The organism is Pseudomonas emilianonis, assembly GCF_023072625.1.
In the GTDB taxonomy this organism is placed as follows: Bacteria; Pseudomonadota; Gammaproteobacteria; order Pseudomonadales; family Pseudomonadaceae; genus Aquipseudomonas; species Aquipseudomonas paraveronii.
Map to the genome: position 1 here is coordinate 1 of NZ_JAKNRV010000060.1, position 21117 is coordinate 21117.

Below are 21117 nucleotides of genomic sequence, written 5' to 3' on the forward strand. Positions count from 1 at the left end.
GTCGGCGTTCAAGGCGTTGACCGTGTCGCGGTCGCCCTGCATGCCGGTGATGCTGGCCCAGTAGTTGACGGTGTTGGTGTTGCGCCAGTTGTAGGCGTCGCTGCTGGCTTCGATGCCGAGCCAGGTCAGGTCGCCGTTCTCGCGTTTGTCCAACGGGTCAGTGGCCACGCCCGGTTCGGCGTAGTCGAGCTTGCCGTCGTCATGGGTGTGGTGACCGCGCAGGCCGATCCACTGGCCCGGCGTCCACTGGTAGGCGGCGTCGGCGTAGAAGTGCTGGCGGTCCTTGTCCTTGGGCGACAGTTCCTTGAGGTCGGTGCGGTATTCGCTGAAACGTTCGGCGGCACCGACATTGGCCTTGAGCAGGGTCGTGTCGAAGGTCCAGTTCAACGCTTCGATATTGGTGTCGCGCCATTGGCCGTCGTCATTGTGCAGGCGTTGGCGACCGAGCTTGAGGAGCTCGCCGGGGTAGGGCGTGAAGCCGCTGTAGCCGACCCAGAACTCGCGCATGGCCAGGTAGTTTTTCTTGGTCTTGCGGTCGTCGTTGCTTGATTGCTCAGTGGCGTCACTCGACGACTGTTGCAGGGTGTCGGTCTCGATGATGTCGCTGGAGGCTACCGCCTGGCCCATGGCGTAGGCGCTCCAGTTGCCGCTTTCACCGTAGATCCACGGGCGCAGGTCGAGGCCGATGCCGTTGACGTCGCCATCCGGTTTGGTGCCCAGGTCGCGGTCGTCTTCGGACTGGCCGGTGATTTTGACGTCCATGCCGAAATTCTTGGTTTCAGTCAGCGCGGCCAGGGTCGGGCACGACCACAGCAGGGCGAAGGTCAGGCCAATACCGGCCTGCACAAATGGATTGAGCTTCATAGGGCTTCCTCGCCGTCTTCTTCTTGCAGGGCGTGCAGTTGCAGCGTGCTCTGGGCCAGGGTGCCGCGCGCGGCCAGTTCCTGTTGCACCAGGCGTTGGCCTTCGGCGCGTTGTTCCGGCGTCAGCGGGGCTTCGAGCTGCGTGGCCAGGTCATTGGCCTCTGGCGTGTCCTGGGCTTTAGCCAATTGGCTGAAGACATAGGCGTTCAATGGGTCGGGCTTGGTGCCCTTGCCTTGGGAAAACAATTGGGCGATGGCGAAGTCGGCGCTGTTCTGGCCGTTGCGCGCAGCGGTCAGCAGGTGGTCCAGGGCCTTTTGCGAGTAGACCTTGCCCAGGTAGCCACGGCGGTAGATCTGGCCGAGGTAGTAATCGGCGGCCACTTCCCGGCCCACGGCTTTTTGGAAGTGGGCTTCGGCGGCCTTGGCGTCTGCCGGTACCCACTTGCCATCGTAGTAGAGCTTACCCAGCAACAGTTCGGCGCGCGGCTGGTCGGCGGCGCGGCCGTTGTCCAGGTACTTCATCATCTGGTCGACGTCACCCAGTTCGGGGAAGTCGTAGAGCAATTGCGCCAGGCTGACCCAGGACGCGGGGTAGCCGGGGGCGATTTTTTCCAGCAGGGCCTGGGCGGTTTTCTCGTCGGTCGTGCCCAGCGTAGCGTCGCCCAATACGCGGGCCACGCTGTCGACACGCTGCGCGGTGACGGTGCCACGGCTGTAGCCGGCTTCCATCTGCTTGAGCAGTTCGGCTTGTTTTTCCGGCTGGGCTTTTTTCTGGTAGACCGTGGCCAGCTCGACGTAGCAGATATCGGTGGTGTTCAGCGCGGCCTTGCAGATGCGCTCAACGTCATCCAGGTGCTGGTCGTAGGTGTCCTGGGTGCGATAGAGCAGCACTTGGGCCAGACCGGCTTCCGGGTAACCCGCCGCCTGCCATTGGTTGATCTGCTGCTGGGCGTTCACGTTGGGGAAGCTGTGCGGGTATTGCAGGTACAGCATCGCCAGCGGGATCAGGGTGTTGCCTTCGCCATTGGCGAAGGCTTTTTTCAGCAGACCTTCGGCTTCATGGTGTTCGGCTTCGGTGGCGCCGGGCTTGGCCACCAGCAGGCGACCCAGGCGGGCCTGGGCGCGCGGCGAAATATCCGCCGCGGCACGGTAAGTGGCCTCGGCCTGTTTGATTTGCGCCGGATCGCGGGTGCCTACCTGGATGTCGGCCAGGCCCACCTGGGCCTCGCTGTAACCCAGGTCTGCCAGTTGCTGGTAATTCTGCTGCGCGGTGACGGTATCGCCACGCTTGAGCGCTTCATTGGCCAGGCGTTGGTCGGGCAGGCCGGCGCAACCGGCGAGGGCGATGGCCAGCGCCAGGGGCACCGGTAGGGTTCGAAGGGCGCTCATGATTAAAGACCCGCAGCCATGGCTTTATCGATCAGCCAGTTCAGCGATGGGCCACGGTCGCTGGTCACTTCCACCGGGCGGCCGGCGTAGGCGCTGTCCAGCGGAGCATCCGGCTTGATCTGCACGCGGATGTCGGAGGACAGGTCGGCGCTGTTCAGGCTGGTGCTGCTGACGATGGTGCCGGTGCGGGTCTGTTCTTCGTCGGCGACCTGGAAGTTCACCGGCGTACCTGGGCGAACGTCAGCGAACTGGCGATAGGAGAAGCGTGCTTCCACGTTGGCCAGGCTGCCGCGTGGTACCAGTTGGAAGATCACGTCGCCTTTGCTCGCGTACTGACCGTCGGCCACCATTTGCTGGGCCACGACGCAGTCGCAAGGGGAGGTCAGGGTGCCGGTCATTTGCTTGCCGAACAGTTCTTCGACCTTGGCCGGTTGCAGTTGGTCTTCGTCCAGGTGGCCCTTGAGCACGTCGAGCATGCTGGTGCTGAAGGTCGCCAGTGGCGCGCCTTTGGCCGCCACCGCATCACCTTTGAGCAGGCTTTGCACGGTGCCGTCGCGAGGCATGGTCACGTTCATGCCGGGCACGCTGACCAGGCCGGCCTGGGCGTGGCTGACAAAGTACATGCCATACAGCGATTTGAAGACGAAACCGAATGCCGCCAGGCCCACCAGGAAGATCGCCAGGCTGAACGTCACGGCGCGCAAGCGGCCGAAGGCGCTCATGTTGCTGCCGCCGTCCTTGACCTTGCGCGCCTTGGTGAAGTTGTCGCGTTGCAGGGTGGCGAGTACGTCACCCATGGTCACGATATCGCCCGACAGGTGCGAGGTGATCAGGTGGCGCAGGGTCGAGATATCCTGCGCATCGAGGTTCTGGAACTGGCAACCGGTGCGCCCGCTCTGGCGGTCGTAGGAGCGGATCTGTAGCTCCACATCCATTGCCAGGCCGAGGTTATCGATGACGAACTGCAGGCGACCCTTGTGCACTTCGCCGACGGTCAACGGCTGCGTGGCGGTGAACGCCAGGCCGCCGGCGGACAGGTCGATGACCCGCGCTTCGGTCTGCGTGCGGTCAGTGTTGAAGAAGCGCAGCTTGGCCGGGATTTTGACTCGGGCGTGCTGGCGCTGGGCTTCGGATTCGTGGACAACGTTGGCGTTTACTTGGCTGTTCATCAGGGCAATTTCCTAGAGTTAATTCAGGCTTGGCAGGGTCAGACCATCATCAGCAACACGGCGACGAAAACGCTGCCGGCGGAGAAGGTCATGGTCCGAGACGACCAGGTGTTGAACCAACGTTGAAAGCTGGCCAAATCGCGGGTCAGTTTGGTGTCCTGGCGGGTCCAGGACTGTTGATCAAGGCGGAAGAACACGTAGATCTTCACCAGCGCGCCCATGATCTGGTTGTAATAGAGAATCACCGGGTACGCCGGGCCGATCCTGTGGCCGGAGCACGACAGCAGCAGGGTCAGGATCAGGCGGGTGATGCCGATCCACAGCAGGTAAGCGAGGATGAAGGCGCCGCCGTACTTGAAGGTGGCGATGATTGCCACGGTCAGGCCGAGCAGCGAGGTCCACATCGACACGCGCTGGTCGAACAGCACCACGCTGGTGAACAGACCCAGGCGGCGTACACCCAGGCCCAGGGCGCGGGAGTTCTGGCGCAGGTTGTTGCCGTACCAGCGGAACATCAGCTTGCGGCTGGCCTTGATAAAGCTCTTTTCCGGCGGGTGTTCCACGGTGTTGATCGCGGCGTCCGGCACGTAGAAGGTGTCGTAACCCAGGCGCATCAGGCTGAACCAGCTGGACTTGTCGTCGCCGGTCAAAAACTTGAAGCGGCCCAGGCGCCAGTGTTGCAGCGAGTCGCTTTCCACGTCGGCGATAAAGCCCGGGTCGGTGACGACGCTGGCACGGAACACCGACATGCGCCCGGTCATGGTCAGCACGCGCTTGGACAGGGCCATCGAGCACATGTTGATGTGGCGTTGGGCGAAGCGCAGTTTGTGCCACTCGCTCATGATGTAGCCGCCGCGCACTTCGCAGAACTCGTTGGTGGTCAGGCCGCCGACATTGCCGAACAACTGGAACCACGGCACGGTCTTGCGCACGACGCCTTCGGCGAGCACGGTGTCGCCATCGATCACTGCAACCACGGCGCGGTCATCCGGCAAGTGGCGGGAGATGGCGCGGAAACCGAAGGCCAGGCCGTCGCGTTTACCGGTGCCGGCGATGCGCACGAAGTCGAGCTTCACATGGTCCGGCGGGTTCATGCGTTCCCACAGGCTCTTCACCAACAGCTCATCGGACATTTCCACCAGCGAGCAGACCACGGTGGTGGGGAAGCCGCATTCGATCGCTTCGCGAATCACCGAGCTGTAGACCTGCGCGGTGGTCAGCGCATCGATCCGAAAACTGGTGACCATCAGGAACACATGGGACGGGTCCGCTGACTTGCCCAGCTTGCGCACTTTGCGCCGCAGGTGTGGGTAGACCACGTACAGGAACAGCATGCCGCGAAAGAAATGCGTCGCACCCATCGAGTAGCGCCAGATACCGACGGCGCCAATCAGGAAAATAAAATTCTTCGACTCGGCGTCGAACGTACTCGCCGGCAACAGCAGGGCGAGTCCCATCAGCAGGCTCAAGAAGAACAGCCAGCCGGCGGATTGGAGCAGTACGTGTTTTAACTTGGACATAAGCGTCATCCGAAGGTGAAGAAGGCTTCAAGCTGCAAGCGCTGGGGATCAGGACGCTTGCAGCTCGAAACTTGCCGTTGCTGTTACCAGCAAATACCTTCGGTGCGGCCCGTCACGCAGGTGGCCTTGGACATGAAGCCCACCAGGTCGACCACTTGCTTGCCGTGTGGCGCGTTCTGCGCCAGGGCACGGAACTTCTCATCACGGTTGCCGAGGATGATCACGTCGGAGTTGTTGATCACATCATCGAAGTCCGAGTTGAGCAGGGACGACACGTGAGGGATCTTGCCTTCGATGTACTCCTTGTTCGCACCGTGGACACGGGCGTACTCGACGTTGCTGTCGTAGATGCTCAGGTCGTAGCCCTTGCCGATCAGCATTTCCGCCAGTTCCACCAGTGGGCTTTCGCGCAGGTCGTCGGTGCCGGCCTTGAAGCTCAAGCCCAGCAGCGCGACTTTGCGTTTGTCGTGGCCGGCGACGATGTCGAAGGCGTTCTGCACCTGGGATTCGTTGCTGCGCATCAGCGAGTTGAGCAGCGGCGCTTCCACGTCCAGGGAGCCGGCGCGGTAAGTCAGCGCGCGCACATCTTTGGGCAGGCACGAGCCGCCGAATGCGAAGCCTGGGCGCATGTAGTACTGGGACAGGTTGAGGGTCTTGTCCTGGCAGACCACTTCCATCACTTCGCGACCATCGACGCCGACGGCCTTGGCAATGTTGCCGATCTCGTTGGCGAAGGTCACCTTGGTGGCGTGCCACACGTTGCAGGTGTACTTGATCATTTCGGCAACGGCGATGTCCTTGCGGATGATCGGCGCGTCGAGTTCTTCGTACAGCGATTGCAGGACATCACCGGAGGCTTTGTCGAATTCGCCGATGACGGTCATCGGTGGCAGGTCGTAGTCGGCGATGGCCGTGGATTCGCGCAGGAATTCCGGGTTGACCGCGACGCCGAAGTCGACGCCGGCTTTCTTGCCGGAGCAGTCTTCGAGGATCGGGATCACCACGTTGGCCACGGTGCCCGGCAACACGGTGCTACGCACGACGATGGTGTGGCGGGTGGTCTTGTCACGCAGGACAAAACCGATCTCGCGGCATACCGATTCGATGTAGTTGAGTTCCAGGTCGCCGTTTTTCTTGCTCGGCGTGCCGACGCAAATCATCGACAGGTCGGTATCGCGGATGGCGTCTGCGAAGTTGGTCGTGCCGCGCAGTCGACCGGTCTCGATACCCTGGCTCAGCAGCTCGCCCAGACCCGGCTCAACGATCGGTGATTTACCGGCGTTGATCAGGTCGATCTTTTCCTTGGAGATGTCTACGCCGACCACTTCATGGCCACGGGCAGACAGGCAACCGGCACAGACTGCGCCAACGTAACCCAAACCAAATATGCTGATGCGCATCGCATTTACCTCTTTGTCATTGAAGACGGTATTAAATCTGCCAATAAATGGCCGGAGTTCATGTTTGCAAGCGTCACTGATGCCGCGAAAGTTAGGCGAACAGACGCCGACTTACCGCATGCAGGCATGTTGAATAACGAGTGACTAACTATTGCACTCAAGTTGTGCGCAACTTGGCCTTTTTATTGGGGCTTGCCCTCAAATGCAGCCGGCCTTCCTGGGAGAAGGGCCTGGCGCCAGTGCCGCAGAGCCTTGATAAAGACAATAGGTCTTTAAATATCAATGCCTTGGGTTTCATCACTGACCCATTGGGGTAAGCACAGCCTTGGCCTTATAGTGTGTGGCAATTCATCCTTGTCGCCGCTCTTAACTAATCGGTTGGTAATATCAGCCCTGAGTCAAAGTTAAATGTGACAACTTCGCTACTTCCGTTGGTCGCCATGTAAGTCATCTCTTACAGAAACAGAGAATTACGTTACCGGTGGTATGAGCGGTGCTTTAGGGCGAAGTTCCTGGCCGCTCATCCTGTTTCCGGAAATTTCTTGAAATATAGGCAAAGATGGCACTGGTACTATATTGATAGCACTTGCTATTTGGACCAGTAGTTGCGGGGAGTTGGTGCGCGGGGATAGTTTTGTGCCACTAGTATTTTAAAAAAGTGGTGCCACTACGAAAAAAAATGATGAATGTCGAGTGAAATAAAAGTTATGGATGTGTCAACGTATTTTTTGACGCCAAACAATTGACGATTTTCGGGGTGGAATGCAGACAAAAATGTGGGAGGAGGCTTGCCCCCGATGGCGGTGTGTCAGTCATACATGTGTCGACTGACCCACCCCCATCGGGGGCAAGCCCCCTCCCACATATGATCTTTAGCGTCTATGAGGGCGGAGCAGGGCCTTATTCCGGTGCGTGATCGCGCAGGAACACCAGTTTGTCGGGCTTGGACTGCTCCGCATTGAAGCGATAACCCTGCACATCGAACTGCTTGAGCTGGGCCGGATCGTTGATGCGCTCTTCGATCACGAAGCGGCTCATCATGCCCCGGGCCTTTTTCGCGTAGAAGCTGATGATCTTGTACTGGCCGTTCTTCAGGTCCTTGAACTCGGTGTTGACGATCCTTGCGTTCAGGGCCGTGCGCTTGACCGCTGAGAAGTATTCGTTGGACGCCAGGTTGAGCAGTACGTCATCGCCTTGTTCGGCCAGGGCTTGGTTGAGCCACTCGCTGATCCGGGTGCCCCAGAAGGCGTACAGGTCCTTGCCACGGGCGTTGGCCAGTTTGGTGCCCATCTCCAGGCGATACGGCATCATCAGGTCCAGGGGGCGCAGCAGGCCGTACAGGCCCGAGAGCATGCGCAGGTGGTCCTGGGCGTAGCTGAAGTCGGCGTCGCTAAAGGTTTCGGCGTTCAGGCCCGTGTACACGTCGCCCTTGAATGCCAGCAACGCCTGCTTGGCATTGGCCGGCGTGAACGCCGGGCTCCAGCTGCCGAAACGCGCGGCGTTGAGGCCGCCGATCTTGTCGGATACATGCATCAATTCGCTGATTTGCGCCGGGCTCAGGTGGCGCAGTTGCTCGATCAGTTCCTGGGAGTGGTCCAGATACTGCGGCTGGGTAAAACGCGGGGTCGCAGGCCTGGACTCGAAGTCGAGGGTCTTGGCGGGGGAAATCACCATCAGCATGAAGTTGGCTCCTGTAATCGTGCGAGGATTCTAGGGTGTTGGGCGTTTTGACTCCACCTATGATGGCGATAGGCGCGATCCGCTATGATGGCCGGTGACTCTGGAGAGGGAGACCCTGTGTGCGAATAGCGTTTTTTTTGTCGGCGTGCCTGTTATGCCTCAATGCCCACGCGGCGCCCGTGGATGTGGCCAGCCTGGATCGTGGCGTCTGGCCGGAAAAACTCAGCAGCCCTGCGCTGTTCGACGTGGCCTCGCGCGCCGAAATCCTGATGTTCGCCCACAGCCTGATCGCCAGCGAAGCCCTGGATGAAGCGGCGCTCAAACAGCGCCTGGGCCTGAAGATCATCAACCTGGCGGCCATCGACGATCTGCGTCGCCAGCTCTGGCAGCGCCTGCTGGAGGGCTACACCTTCGCCCAGGAGAGTTGTGAGGAAGACGCGTCGTTCTGCTACCTGGTGGAAAACATGGACGACCTGCGCGAGCAGGCCGGCAAGTTCGAGATCAGCGAAAACTCCTTCTATATAGGTTGGGCCGGCCCGAGCCACAATTTCCACGAGCGTTACCTGGACGAGCTGCTGCGCAAAGCCGCGCTGTTCCCGCAGATCAGCAGCGAGATCGCGCGTTTCGGCGACCATGAGCGCAACGGCGATGAATTCAACGACCGGTTGTTCCTGCTGACCTTCGACGGCGGCCCGGCCCCGGTCAGCGGCAATACCGACTGGCTCACTGACTACCTGCGCAAGCAGAAGATGAACGCCACGTTCTTCGCCCTTGGCAGCAGCCTGCAAAACCGCGTGGAGCGCAGTTCCGCTGCCGATGTGCAGGCGCTGTACCAAGGCCAGTGCGTGGGCACCCAGGGCTGGCAGTACCGTTCCCACAGCCATTGGGTCGACTGGCAAAGCTCCATCACCCGCAGTGCCTCACTGGCGCAGAACCTGATGCCGGAGAACTACGTGCCGCTGTTCCGTCCACCCTACGGTCAGCGTCGTGCGGACAGCCAGGGTTTCTTCCAGTCCCAGGGTTTGCAGGTGGCGTTGTGGGATATCGACTCCCAGGACGAACCGGGCAAGCTCAAGGCTGATGAGTCGGCGCAGCGGGTGCTGACCTTGATGTTGTTGTGGCGCAAAGGGGTGATTGTATTTCACGACACCCAGGATAAGGCGCGGGTGGCATTGCCGATTTTGTTGCAGGCGACGGCGCAAAGCGGGCTGGGTTGGCAGGACTGCCGGGAGGCGTTTCGCTGAAAAGGCTGAAGTGCCTATTCCCGTTGGGGATGCGGCATTTCCGGGGTGGTTTTGTAGGACATTTCGATGCAGGCGGACTTCCGACTTTAACGGCGTGGCTGGCACTCGGCTAGTGCTATTCGTCATCCTGAAAAATAAACTTCAAAAAAACGTCAAAGTGCTTTTTCCTGTCATGGGTTTTGCGGTATTACGAAGTCAGATCGCCGAAACCTGCAACACAGGTGGCGTCTTCCAAGACTCCTCATGTGGGCAATGCACTTGACGTCCCTCAGGTGCATTCGGTGGTCGAATCGAGGCGCAGCACTGTTGTGGTATTGCGTCGACTGGCTCCCACAAAGGTGACCGAGTATGGATGATCATGGACGTAACCCTTCTTCCGACCAGCCAATCCTTTATGTGCTTGATACCAACGTACTGATCCACGATCCGAACGCGCTGCTTAATTTCGAAGAACACCACGTCGCCATCCCGATGATCGTGCTGGAGGAACTCGACAAACTCAAAAGCGGGCATCACAGCGTGGCCGCCGAATGCCGCCAGGCGATCCGCCTGATCGACAAAACCCTGGGCGAAGCGTCACCCGAGGACGTCGAAGTCGGCGTGCCGATCCAGCGCGGCAAGAGCGGGCCCAAGGGCTTGCTGTCGATTCTGATGAGCAAGCGCAGCGAGCCCAACAGCCTGCTGCCGGAAAACCTCAACGACAACAAAATCATCAACCAATTGATCGACCTGCACGCACGTGACAAGGACCTGCGCGTCGTGCTGGTGACCAAAGACATCAATATGCGCCTCAAGGCACGAGCGTGTGGGATCGCTGCCGAGGACTACAGTACTGACCAACTGGTCGACGACGTATCGATGCTGTCCCGTGGTTATCACACCATGACCGGCTCGTTCTGGGATCGCGTCAGCAAGGTCGAAACCCGTCAGGACCACGGTCGCACCTGGCACCAGGTGCAACTGATCGACAACCTGCCGGCGGTACACGTCAACGAGTTCATCATCGACGAACAGGGTTTTGTGGGCTGGATCAAAGAGATCCAGGTCGACAAGCTGCTGATCCTCGACCTGCATCAGGAACCCCTGTTGCACCAGGAAGCCTGGGGCCTGAAACCGCGTGATATCTACCAGAGCCTGGCGCTGTATGCGCTGCTCGACCCGGACATCCACCTGGTCAACCTGACCGGCGCCGCCGGCTCGGGCAAAACCATTCTTGCCCTGGCTGCCGCCATCGAGCAGACCATGGTGACCAAGCGCTATCGCCGCATCATCGCCACCCGCAGTGTGCAGGGCCTGGACCAGGAAATCGGTTTCCTGCCCGGCACCGAAGCGGAAAAAATGGAGCCGTGGCTGGGGGCGATCACCGACAACCTCGAAGCCTTGCACATGGATGACGAAAACACCCATGGCAGCGTCGACTACATCCTCAGCAAAGTGCCGTTGCAGTTCAAATCCCTCAACTACATCCGAGGTCGCAGCTTCCAGCAGAGCCTGATTTTGATCGATGAATGCCAGAACCTCACGCCGCACCAGATGAAAACCATCATCACCCGTGCTGGCGCCGGTTCCAAAGTGGTGTGCCTGGGCAACCTGGCGCAGATCGACACCCCTTACCTGTCCGCGACCAGCTCCGGGCTGACGTACCTGACGGAACGCTTCAAAGACTTCCCGAACGGCGTGCATATCGCGCTGCAAGGGGTTCCACGTTCGATTTTGGCCGAATACGCCGAATCTCACTTGTAAACGCGGTCGGTGTGGGAGGGGCTTGCTCCCTCCCACATTTCTTTTGCATTGGGTTTACAATCGACGCTCCTGATCAGGAGTATCCCTGTGCTGACTCATCTCGATTCCCAAGGTCGCGCCCATATGGTCGACGTCACCGACAAGTCCGTGACGTTCCGTGAGGCAGTGGCCGAAGCGCGCGTGCGCATGCTGCCCGAGACCCTGAAAATGATTGTCGACGGCGCCCATCCCAAGGGCGACGTGTTTGCCGTGGCCCGCATTGCCGGAATCCAGGCGGCGAAAAAAACCAGCGACCTGATCCCCCTGTGCCACCCGCTGATGCTCACTGGCGTCAAGGTCGAACTCAGCGCCGAGGGTGTGGACGCGGTGCATATCGTGGCGCGCTGCAAACTCTCCGGCCAGACCGGTGTGGAGATGGAAGCGCTGACGGCCGCCAGTGTCGCCGCATTGACGATCTACGACATGTGCAAGGCCGTGGACCGTGGCATGACCATCGAAAGCATTCGCCTGCTGGAAAAGCTCGGCGGTAAAAGTGGGCATTTCAAGGTGGATCAAGCATGAGCATCAACGTATTGTTTTTTGCCCGCTACAGCGAAGCGGTGGGCCTGGATTCGCTGGAGGTGGAAGGCGACTTCGCGACCGTCGACGCTGTGCGCCAGGCATTGGCCGGCGACCCGGGCTTTGAGGTGCTCAACGAAACCAGCTTGATGTGTGCGCGTAATCAGGAACTGTGCAGCCTCGACGAACCGCTGCAGGCCGGTGATGAAGTTGCGTTTTTCCCACCCGTGACCGGGGGCTGAGCGTGGCCATTCGTGTGCAGCCCGAGCCCTTTGACCCCGGTGCCGAAGTCAATGCGATGCACGCCGCCAATGTCGGCGTCGGCGCGGTGGTGAGTTTTGTCGGCTATGTCCGCGACTTCAATGACGGCCACGATGTGGCGGGGATGTTCCTTGAACATTACCCCGGCATGACCGAAAAAGCCCTGGCCAAGATCGCCGTGGAAGCCGAACAGCGCTGGCCGCTGCTCAAGCTGGAAGTGCTGCACCGCATCGGCGCGCTGCAACCGGGCGAGCCGATTGTGTTCGTCGCGGCGGCCAGCGCGCATCGTCAGGCTGCGTTTGATGCCTGTGCGTTTGTGATGGACTACCTGAAGACCCGTGCGCCGTTCTGGAAGAAGGAAAATACCCCTGAGGGCGCGCACTGGGTCGAAGGGCGCGACAGCGATCACGCAGCAGCGGATCGCTGGAAATAGTCAGCCGAACATAGATGCAAATGTGGGAGGGGGCTTGCCCCCGATAGCAGTGGGTCAGTCGATACATAAACTGACTGACACACCGCTATCGGGGGCAAGCCCCCTCCCACATTTTTGACCGCATTTCAGCTTAGGGCCGTTTGCGTTCTACAGCACGGAGCAAGTGCGTCGACGGCGTCTCGCAACTGATCTTACGGCCCAGCAGCGTCTCGATCGACGGCAACTGATACGAGTCATCTTCCCCGGCAAAACTGATCGACACCCCCGCAGCCCCGGCACGGCCGGTACGGCCAATGCGGTGTACGTAGTCGTCCGGCATTTCCGGCAGGGTGAAGTTGATCACGTGGCTGATGCCGTCGATGTGAATCCCGCGCCCGGCCACGTCGGTGGCCACCAGCACGCGGATCTTGCCTTCGCGAAAGCCTTCGAGGGTCTTGATGCGCTTGTGCTGCGGTACGTCGCCCGACAGTTGCGCGGCGTTGACGCCATCGCGCACCAGGCGTTCTTCGATACGGCGCACTTCGTCCTTGCGGTTGGCGAACACCATCACGCGCTCCCAACCGTTGTCGTTGATCAGGTTGTAGAGCAGCTTGTACTTGTCGGCGCCGGCCACGGCAAAGATGTGTTGCTCGACGTTTTCGCTGGCGACGTTCAGCGCCTCGATTTCGACGATGGACGGGTCGGTGGTCCACTGCTTGGCGAGGTTCATCACGTCTTCGGTGAAGGTCGCGGAGAACAGCAGGGTCTGGCGTTCGTTTTTCGGCGGGGTCTGGCGAATGATCTGGCGTACTTGCGGGATAAAGCCCATGTCGAGCATGCGGTCGGCTTCGTCCAGCACCATCACTTCGACCATGTCCAGATGCACGTCGCCGCGCTGGTTGAAATCGAGCAGGCGGCCCGGGGTGGCGACCAGGATGTCGCAATGGCGGGCTTCGAGGTGCTTGAGCTGCTTGTCGAAGTCCATGCCACCGACGAACGTCATGACGTTGAGGCCGGTGTACTTGGTCAGGTCGGCGGCGTCCTTGGCGATCTGCACCACCAGTTCGCGGGTCGGGGCGATGATCAGCGCGCGTGGCTCGCCCATGTAGCGCTCTTTCGGCGGCGGCGTTTGCAGTAGCTGGGTGATGATCGAGATCAGGAACGCGGCGGTCTTGCCGGTGCCGGTCTGGGCGCGGCCGATGGCGTCTTTGCCGGCCAGGGTGAAACCGAGCACCTGCGCCTGGATCGGTGTGCAGTAGGGGAAGCCCAGGTCCTGGATGGCGTGCATCAGTTCCGGTGCGAGCTTGAAATCGTGGAAGCGGGTTTTGCCTTCCTGGGGTTCAACGACGAAATCTTCGAGCTTCCACGGTGTGACGGGCGGTTTGGGCGCGCGTTCACGCCGTGCGGCTTTTGGCGCAGGTGCCGCAGCGGCTTCGGTCGGTTTCGGCGGTTCGGCGGGTGTCACCTCGAGCGGTTTCGGCGCGGCCACAGCGGCGGTCTGGCCAGGCTGTTTACCTTCGTGGCGGCTGCCGGTTGTCGGGACAGGAGCACTGGGAACTGGCGCGAGCGGCTCAGCCTCGCTTTTGCCGAACATCTTCTTAAGTGCTTTGAGCACGGTGATCTCATTAATTGGTTAAGGAATATACGCCGGCCAGTGTAATGCAAGAATCGGGCGCGGCGTAGTGCGTCTGTCATGTGGCTAAATAAACCGGGGCGTTCAGCGCAGACGTTCGGTCAACCACGTACCGATATCGCTGATCTCTTCAGGTAACACTTCGTGACCCATTGGGTATTCCTGCCATGTCACGGTGACACCACGGGTCTTCAAGTGCTCATAAGCGCTGCGCCCCATGGCGTTCTGTACCACATCGTCGTACTGGCCATGCAGGCACAGGACCGGAATGCGCTGCTGACTGGCGGACAACTCCAGTTCGTCGTCGAAAGTGGGCGCGTAAGTGGAGAGGGCAATCACGCCACCCAAGGCGCCTTGCCATTTATGGAACGCGGTGTGGAACACCACGGCGCCGCCCTGGGAAAAACCCGCCAGGAAAATCCGCGAGGCGTCTATTCCGCTGCTTTTTTGTTGCTTGATCAATTCTGTGACCATTTTGGCCGAGTCTTTCAGCTGTTCCAGGCTGATGGAGCGGGCCGGGCTCATGGCCTTGATGTCGTACCAACTGGGCATCTCGTAGCCGCCGTTGATGGTCACCGGACGGGTGGGCGCCTGAGGCAAGACGAAGCGGGTGGTCAGCAAGTTTTCCTGCAGCGCTTCGGCCACCGATTTGAAGTCGTAGCGATCGGCCCCCAGGCCATGCAGCCAGATGACACAGGCGTCTGCGGTGTTGCGGGGCTGAAGAATCAAGGCTTCGGTCATGTCTGCTCCATAAATGTGCGTGCGCTCCGATTAAGTGCGATGGAACGGTGCGCAATAGTTTGATCTGTTACGAGAATGTCGCAAGGTTGAATCTTTTTTCATTGACCTTGGGCTGAAACGACTCAGCAGCCACTCTGGTACGCGCTTTGCTATGTGTAGGTCGATGTCAGAACTTTCCTCGGACGGTAACACTATCAGTGCCTGCCGTTTATGGGATAGCAACTGGAATTACTGCGATCGCCTCATGCCGCTTGACCCTAATAAAAGCCAACACGGGTCGATATCGCCTCATAAGGGTGCGCTGAGGTTCTAGCTCCGACACAACAAGAGCAACTGGAGGTTTGAATGAAGGTATTGAAATCCACCCTGGCCATCGTTTCCGCGGCCGCTGTACTGGGTGTCAGTGGTTTCGCCCACGCCGGCGCCACCCTGGACGCCGTGCAGAAGAAAGGCTTTGTGCAATGTGGCGTGAGTGACGGCTTGCCGGGTTTCTCGGTACCGGATGCCAGCGGCAAGATCCTCGGGATCGACGCTGATTATTGCCGCGCGGTAGCCGCTGCCGTTTTCGGCGACGCGACCAAAGTCAAATTCAGCCAGTTGAACGCCAAGGAGCGTTTCACCGCGCTGCAGTCCGGTGAAGTCGACATCCTGTCGCGTAACACCACCATGACCAGCTCCCGCGATGCCGGCATGGGCCTGAAATTCCCTGGCTTCATCACTTACTACGACGGCATCGGCTTTCTGGTAAACAACAAGCTGGGCGTTAAAAGTGCCAAGGAACTGGACGGTGCAACCATCTGCATCCAGGCCGGTACCACCACTGAACTGAACGTTTCCGACTACTTCCGTGGCAACAACCTCAAATACACCCCGATCACCTTCGACACCTCCGACGAAAGCGCCAAGTCGCTGGAATCCGGGCGTTGCGACGTGCTGACCTCCGACAAGTCCCAACTGTTCGCCCAGCGCAGCAAGTTGGCCTCGCCGAAAGACTACGTGGTTCTGCCGGAAACCATTTCCAAGGAGCCGCTGGGTCCGGTCGTGCGTAATGGCGACGACGAGTGGCTGGCCATCGTGCGCTGGGTAGGCTACGCCATGCTCAACGCTGAAGAAGCCGGTATCACGTCGAAGAACGTCGAGGCGGAAGCCAAGTCCACCAAGAACCCGGACGTCGCACGCCTGCTGGGTGCTGACGGCGAATACGGCAAAGACCTGAAAGTGAAGAAAGACTGGGTCGTGCAGATCGTCAAGCAAGTCGGTAACTACGGCGAAGTGTTCGAGAAAAACCTCGGTAAAAGCACGCCGCTGGAAATTGACCGTGGCCTGAACGCGCTGTGGAACAACGGTGGCATTCAATACGCACCCCCTGTGCGCTGATCGCTGATGGTTCTATCACCCGGTGGGCCAACCGCCGGGTGATGTTCTGTTCCATTCTTTCCGGGGCACTTCATGCAAAATAAAATCGGCGCACCAAAGCAGAAGCTCAGCTTCAGCGATCCCAAAGTGCGTGCGTGGCTCTTCCAGATCATCACGATTGTGGCGGTGGTCTCGCTGGGCTGGTACCTCTTCAACAATACCCAGACCAACCTTCAACACCGGGGCATTACCTCGGGTTTCGACTTTCTTGAGCGCAGTGCCGGCTTCGGCATCGCGCAGCACTTGATCGACTACACCGAATCGGACAGCTATGCCCGGGTGTTTGTGATCGGGCTGCTCAATACCTTGCTGGTGACCGTGATCGGCGTGGTCCTGGCGACTCTGCTCGGCTTCATCATCGGCGTGGCCCGCTTGTCGCCCAACTGGATGATCAACAAGCTGGCGACGGTGTACGTGGAAGTGTTCCGCAACATCCCGCCGCTGCTGCAAATCCTGTTCTGGTACTTCGCGGTATTCCTGACCATGCCGGGGCCGCGCAACAGCCATAACTTCGGCGATACGTTCTTCGTCAGCAGCCGTGGCCTGAACATGCCGGCAGCACTGGCCGCCGACGGGTTCTGGCCGTTCGTGGCCAGCGTGGTCGTGGCCATCGTGGCGATCGTGCTGATGACCCGCTGGGCCAACAAGCGCTTTGAAGCCACCGGTGTACCGTTCCACAAGTTCTGGGTGGGCCTGGCGTTGCTGGTATTGATCCCGGCGTTGTGCGCGTTGATCTTCGGCGCGCCGTTGCACTGGGAAATGCCCAAGCTGCAAGGCTTCAACTTCGTCGGCGGCTGGGTGCTGATCCCTGAACTGCTGGCGCTGACCCTGGCACTGACCGTGTACACCGCCGCGTTTATCGCCGAGATCGTGCGCTCAGGCATCAAGTCCGTCAGCCACGGCCAGACCGAAGCCGCGCGCTCCCTGGGCCTGCGCCCCGGGCCGACGCTGCGCAAGGTCATCATCCCGCAAGCCCTGCGGGTGATCATTCCGCCGCTGACCAGCCAATACCTGAACCTGGCGAAAAACTCGTCGTTGGCCGCTGGTATCGGTTACCCGGAAATGGTTTCGCTGTTTGCCGGCACGGTGCTCAATCAGACCGGCCAGGCCATCGAAGTCATTGCCATCACCATGAGCGTGTACCTGGCGATCAGCATCAGCATTTCCTTGCTGATGAACTGGTACAACAAGCGCATTGCGCTGATCGAGCGGTGAGGAAACGAGCATGAGTTCGCATACGTTCAAACCTGATATGCCACCGCCGAGCAAAGTCTTCGGGCCGATGGCATGGATGCGCGCCAACCTGTTTTCCAGCTGGCTCAACACCCTGCTGACCTTGTTGGCGTTTTACCTGATCTACCTGGTCGTGCCGCCCATCCTGCACTGGGCCATCCTCGACGCCAACTGGGTCGGGACCACTCGCGCGGACTGCACCAAAGAGGGCGCCTGCTGGGTGTTTATCCAACAGCGCTTCGGGCAGTTCATGTACGGCTACTACCCCGGCGACCTGCGCTGGCGTGTGGACCTGACCGTGTGGCTGGCGATCGTTGGCGTGGCGCCGTTGTTCATCTCGCGTTTTTCACGCAAGGCGATCTACGGCCTGAGCTTTCTGGTGCTGTACCCGATCATTGCCTTCTTCCTGCTGCACGGTGGCATCTTCGGCCTGACCAACGTGGCCACCAGCCAATGGGGCGGCCTGATGCTGACCCTGGTCATCGCCACCGTCGGCATCGCCGGCGCCTTGCCGCTGGGGATTGTGCTGGCCTTGGGGCGACGTTCGAACATGCCGGCAATTCGTGTGGTCTGCGTGACCTTCATCGAGTTCTGGCGCGGCGTGCCGTTGATCACGGTGCTGTTCATGTCCTCGGTGATGCTGCCGTTGTTCCTGCCCGAAGGCATGGGCATCGACAAGCTGCTGCGGGCATTGATTGGCGTGATCCTGTTCCAGTCGGCCTACGTGGCGGAAGTGGTGCGTGGTGGCTTGCAGGCGATTCCCAAAGGTCAGTACGAAGCGGCTGCGGCGATGGGCCTGGGTTACTGGCGCAGCATGGGCCTGGTGATTCTGCCGCAAGCCCTGAAGCTGGTGATCCCTGGCATCGTCAACACCTTTATTGCGCTGTTCAAGGACACGAGCCTGGTGATCATCATCGGTTTGTTCGACCTGCTCAACAGCGTCAAGCAAGCCGCCGCCGACCCGAAATGGTTGGGCATGGCCACTGAAGGCTACGTGTTCGCCGCCTTGGTGTTCTGGATTTTCTGTTTTGGTATGTCGCGCTATTCCATTCATTTGGAACACAAGCTCGACACAGGCCACAAGCGTTAGGAGTTGTTGTTATGAGCGAAGCGATCAAACAGCCTGTGAGCCCTGAAGGCATTATCCAGATGCAGGGCGTGAATAAGTGGTACGGCCAGTTCCACGTGTTGAAAGACATCAACCTCAACGTCAAGCAGGGCGAGCGTATCGTGCTGTGCGGCCCGTCGGGTTCGGGCAAGTCCACCACCATCCGCTGCCTCAACCGCCTGGAAGAACACCAGCAGGGCCGCATCGTGGTCGATGGCGTGGAGCTGACCAACGACCTCAAGCAGATCGAAGCGATCCGCCGCGAAGTCGGCATGGTGTTCCAGCACTTCAACCTGTTCCCGCACCTGACCATTCTGCAGAACTGCACGCTGGCGCCGATGTGGGTGCGCAAGATGCCCAAGCGCAAGGCCGAAGAAATCGCCATGCACTACCTGGAGCGCGTGCGCATTCCGGAGCAGGCCCACAAGTTTCCGGGGCAACTCTCGGGCGGCCAGCAACAGCGCGTAGCCATCGCTCGGGCGCTGTGCATGAAGCCGAAAATCATGCTATTCGACGAGCCGACCTCGGCCCTCGACCCGGAAATGGTCAAGGAAGTGCTCGACACCATGATCGGCCTGGCCGAAGACGGCATGACCATGTTGTGCGTGACCCACGAAATGGGCTTCGCCCGCACCGTGGCCAACCGCGTGATCTTCATGGACAAGGGCGAGATCGTCGAACAGGCAGCGCCGAATGACTTCTTCGACAACCCGCAGAATGACCGGACCAAGTTGTTTTTGAGCCAGATTCTGCATTGATCGATGGTTGATGCTTGAAGCGATAAACCCGGCACCCGGCCGGGTTTATTTTTGCCTGCTGTTTTTACGCGGACGCTTGAGTTGCAAGCTGCGCATCTTTTGCGATCAGCAGACGGTTCAGGTCTTCGCCGGCATTGAGTGCCTCTATTTCGGCCAGTAGATGCGGATGTTTATCCAGTAGACGCATCAATGTGAGCAGTGGCGCGGGCGGAAAGATCTCAGCCCTTTCGTAGCGGGAAAACGCGTTATGGCCGCGGCCGGTCAATAGCCTTACCGCGTCTTTCTGCGTCAGATGCAATTTGCGGCGAATTCGTTTCATTTCGGCGGCGATGATTGTCCTGGCATCCATTAACAACTTATCGCTGGCATCGGAATAACGCTCTGCGCTATCGGTGTCCGAATCGAATTCGACCTCGTGACAGACCTGGCATTCCCAGCCTGCAATATCAGGGATATCCCGGATCATGCCGCGTGTGTTGATCGTGAAGTTGCGACCTTCGAAATGTTGCATTGCGTCATGGGTTCCGCAGCTCATGCATTGTTGGGTTTTCATAAGGTTTTCTCCTTGAAGGAGATTACGGGAGGACCACCGCCTGGGCGGTAAGTCACTTTGATGTAAATCTCCGTACTGTAAATCTTGATCAGATAGACGTCCTGCCACACACGGTGGTCTGAATAGGTCGTCATTGACTTGTACAACATTCGATTCTCAAGGGCGCAGACCGCGAGTCGCATCTGGCCGATGTTCAACTCAAGTTGTCGAGCCCCCTCCCGCGCGCTTGCGGTGAATGCTCTGCTACCCAACCGGATGACATCCGCCTTGATCACCGCCAAATCGTAATGAGGTGTGTACTTTTCCATAAGACACCTAAGGCTGAAATTACCCTTTAAGGGTAATTTTAACAATCGAAAATACTGCTCCTTTTTCCTGCCTAAGAACCCTAGTGCGTTGCCTTTGTAGGCTGGTCCTAATATGGTGTAGGGGAATTCATCCTATGATTGGACGAAAGCCCAAAGCCCATGACAGACATCACCCCCCTGATCAAACGCTCCCTGGTCGACCAGGCCCTGGAGCAGCTGCGCCAGCGCATCACCCGAGGCGTATGGGCCATCGGTGAGCGCCTGCCCACCGAGCCTGAGCTGGCGGCGGAATTGGGCATCAGCCGCAATACCGTGCGCGAGGCCATGCGTGTGCTGGCGTTTTCCGGATTGATCGAGATCCGCCAGGGCGACGGCAGTTACCTGCGGTCGATGACGGACCCGCTGGGCGCCATGCGCGCGTTGTCCCATTGCAGCCTGGAGCAGGCGCAGGAGACGCGGCAGATCCTGGAAGTGGAGGCCATCGGCCTGGCTGCCCTGCGTCGCACCGAGCAAGACCTGCAACGGCTGCGCGCGGCGCTCGACACCAGCGCCTCGCTGTATCACGGTGAACTGGAGGCCTACATCAGCGCCGATCTGGTATTCCACCAACAACTGGTGGACGCGGCGCACAACCCGGCGTTGAGCGAGTTGTACCAGTATTTTTCCAGCATCATCGGCGCGCAATTGCGCCAGACCCTGAACCTCTCGCCGCGCCGCCAGGCGGTGTTCGACCTGCACACCGCGCTGCTTGATGCCGTCGCGCAGCAAGACCCGGAGCGCGCCAAATCCCTCTGCCGGCAGTTGATCAATGAACCCTGAAGCCAAACGCACGCCCGAGTTGGAACAACTGCTGATCGACGCGGAGGCCGACGACGACGGGGTCCAGCACAGCCACCCGCTGGTGAGCCGGCCGTGGCTGTTGCTGCTGGGCCTGGTGCTGGTGGCGCTGAACCTGCGCCCGGCGCTGTCGAGCCTGTCGCCGCTGCTCAGTGAGGTCTCCAGCAGCCTTGACCGGGGTGTTTTCCCTGGCGGATGCCAGCCTGACCTTTGTACTGGTGGCCATCGGCGGTCTGGCGGTTGGGATTGCGTTGAGCTGGCTGGTGGGGCGCCTGCGTGTCTGGATGATTG

General features: G+C 59.8%; 20 protein-coding genes and 1 pseudogene. 11 read left to right on the forward strand and 10 right to left on the reverse strand.

What is annotated here, in order from left to right; translation table 11 throughout:
- From L9Z73_RS09250 to yaaA, 6 genes are all read right to left on the reverse strand, one after another.
- On the reverse strand, positions 1 to 864 hold an 864-nt coding region (locus L9Z73_RS09250; RefSeq protein WP_247399025.1), incomplete at its 3' end, for an alginate export family protein.
- Positions 861 to 2252 (reverse strand): alginate biosynthesis TPR repeat lipoprotein AlgK, encoded by a 1392-nt coding sequence (gene algK / locus L9Z73_RS09255; protein WP_247399042.1) that lies wholly within the window; start codon positions 2250 to 2252, stop codon positions 861 to 863. The genes L9Z73_RS09250 and algK, both read right to left, overlap by 4 nt.
- 2 nt (positions 2253 to 2254) lie before the next feature.
- Positions 2255 to 3421, reverse strand: a complete 1167-nt coding sequence (locus L9Z73_RS09260; protein WP_247399045.1) for an alginate biosynthesis protein Alg44 — start codon at positions 3419 to 3421, stop codon at positions 2255 to 2257.
- Positions 3422 to 3459: 38 nt separating this feature from the next.
- Entirely contained in the window at positions 3460 to 4941 is a 1482-nt protein-coding gene (gene alg8 / locus L9Z73_RS09265; protein ID WP_247399048.1) for a mannuronan synthase, read from the reverse strand.
- An 83-nt stretch (positions 4942 to 5024) separates the two neighbouring features.
- Positions 5025 to 6341, reverse strand: a complete 1317-nt coding sequence (locus L9Z73_RS09270) for a nucleotide sugar dehydrogenase (protein WP_247399050.1) — start codon at positions 6339 to 6341, stop codon at positions 5025 to 5027.
- A 900-nt stretch (positions 6342 to 7241) separates the two neighbouring features.
- Positions 7242 to 8021 carry a peroxide stress protein YaaA gene (yaaA, locus tag L9Z73_RS09275; protein ID WP_247399052.1) on the reverse strand — a complete coding sequence of 260 codons (780 nt, stop codon included), beginning with the start codon at positions 8019 to 8021 and terminating at the stop codon, positions 7242 to 7244.
- 119 nt (positions 8022 to 8140) lie between these two features.
- Here yaaA and L9Z73_RS09280 point away from each other — a divergent pair, with 119 nt between their 5' ends.
- The 5 genes from L9Z73_RS09280 to moaE all read left to right on the forward strand — a co-directional run bounded on the left by L9Z73_RS09280 (position 8141) and on the right by moaE (position 12260).
- Positions 8141 to 9265: a polysaccharide deacetylase family protein gene (locus L9Z73_RS09280; RefSeq protein WP_247399055.1), complete on the forward strand. Its 1125-nt coding sequence runs from the start codon at positions 8141 to 8143 to the stop codon at positions 9263 to 9265.
- 348 nt (positions 9266 to 9613) lie between these two features.
- Positions 9614 to 11008 (forward strand): PhoH family protein, encoded by a 1395-nt coding sequence (locus L9Z73_RS09285; protein ID WP_247399072.1) that lies wholly within the window; start codon positions 9614 to 9616, stop codon positions 11006 to 11008.
- Positions 11009 to 11095: 87 nt separating this feature from the next.
- On the forward strand, positions 11096 to 11569 hold the full coding sequence (gene moaC, locus L9Z73_RS09290) for a cyclic pyranopterin monophosphate synthase MoaC (protein WP_247399090.1): 474 nt from the start codon (positions 11096 to 11098) through the stop codon (positions 11567 to 11569).
- Complete coding sequence (moaD, locus tag L9Z73_RS09295) at positions 11566 to 11808, forward strand: molybdopterin converting factor subunit 1 (protein WP_247399093.1); 243 nt, start codon at positions 11566 to 11568, stop codon at positions 11806 to 11808. Before moaC ends, moaD begins: the two co-directional genes overlap by 4 nt.
- 2 nt (positions 11809 to 11810) lie before the next feature.
- Complete coding sequence (gene moaE, locus L9Z73_RS09300) at positions 11811 to 12260, forward strand: molybdopterin synthase catalytic subunit MoaE (protein WP_247399095.1); 450 nt, start codon at positions 11811 to 11813, stop codon at positions 12258 to 12260.
- Positions 12261 to 12390: 130 nt separating this feature from the next.
- On the opposite strand, the gene rhlB is transcribed toward moaE, so the two are convergent.
- Both rhlB and L9Z73_RS09310 read right to left on the reverse strand, forming a co-directional pair.
- Complete coding sequence (rhlB, locus tag L9Z73_RS09305) at positions 12391 to 13860, reverse strand: ATP-dependent RNA helicase RhlB (protein WP_247399120.1); 1470 nt, start codon at positions 13858 to 13860, stop codon at positions 12391 to 12393.
- Between the two features lie 96 nt (positions 13861 to 13956).
- Positions 13957 to 14613, reverse strand: a complete 657-nt coding sequence (locus L9Z73_RS09310) for an alpha/beta hydrolase (protein WP_247399100.1) — start codon at positions 14611 to 14613, stop codon at positions 13957 to 13959.
- Positions 14614 to 14958: 345 nt separating this feature from the next.
- On the opposite strand from L9Z73_RS09310, the gene L9Z73_RS09315 reads away from it, so the two are divergent.
- The 4 genes from L9Z73_RS09315 (at position 14959) to L9Z73_RS09330 (ending at position 19128) form a co-directional block, all read left to right on the forward strand.
- Complete coding sequence (locus L9Z73_RS09315) at positions 14959 to 15990, forward strand: amino acid ABC transporter substrate-binding protein (RefSeq protein WP_247399103.1); 1032 nt, start codon at positions 14959 to 14961, stop codon at positions 15988 to 15990.
- A 72-nt stretch (positions 15991 to 16062) separates the two neighbouring features.
- On the forward strand, positions 16063 to 17244 hold the full coding sequence (locus tag L9Z73_RS09320; RefSeq protein WP_247399106.1) for an amino acid ABC transporter permease: 1182 nt from the start codon (positions 16063 to 16065) through the stop codon (positions 17242 to 17244).
- Between the two features lie 10 nt (positions 17245 to 17254).
- Positions 17255 to 18352 (forward strand): amino acid ABC transporter permease, encoded by a 1098-nt coding sequence (locus L9Z73_RS09325; RefSeq protein WP_247399108.1) that lies wholly within the window; start codon positions 17255 to 17257, stop codon positions 18350 to 18352.
- Positions 18353 to 18363: 11 nt separating this feature from the next.
- Positions 18364 to 19128, forward strand: a complete 765-nt coding sequence (locus L9Z73_RS09330; protein WP_003171943.1) for an amino acid ABC transporter ATP-binding protein — start codon at positions 18364 to 18366, stop codon at positions 19126 to 19128.
- A 64-nt stretch (positions 19129 to 19192) separates the two neighbouring features.
- Here the strand turns inward: L9Z73_RS09330 and L9Z73_RS09335 are convergent, their stop codons facing one another.
- Both L9Z73_RS09335 and L9Z73_RS09340 read right to left on the reverse strand, forming a co-directional pair.
- On the reverse strand, positions 19193 to 19681 hold the full coding sequence (locus L9Z73_RS09335) for a type II toxin-antitoxin system MqsA family antitoxin (RefSeq protein WP_247399111.1): 489 nt from the start codon (positions 19679 to 19681) through the stop codon (positions 19193 to 19195).
- A complete protein-coding gene (locus L9Z73_RS09340; RefSeq protein ID WP_247399114.1) occupies positions 19678 to 19989 on the reverse strand; it encodes a type II toxin-antitoxin system MqsR family toxin in 312 nt (103 codons plus the stop codon). Before L9Z73_RS09340 ends, L9Z73_RS09335 begins: the two co-directional genes overlap by 4 nt.
- A 159-nt stretch (positions 19990 to 20148) precedes the next feature.
- On the opposite strand from L9Z73_RS09340, the gene L9Z73_RS09345 reads away from it, so the two are divergent.
- Together L9Z73_RS09345 and L9Z73_RS09350 are read left to right on the forward strand one after the other, a co-directional pair.
- A complete protein-coding gene (locus L9Z73_RS09345) occupies positions 20149 to 20808 on the forward strand; it encodes a FadR/GntR family transcriptional regulator (RefSeq protein ID WP_247399117.1) in 660 nt (219 codons plus the stop codon).
- Positions 20798 to 21117 (forward strand): annotated as a pseudogene (locus tag L9Z73_RS09350) (hypothetical protein); the annotation flags it as partial. The gene L9Z73_RS09345 and the pseudogene L9Z73_RS09350, both read left to right, overlap by 11 nt.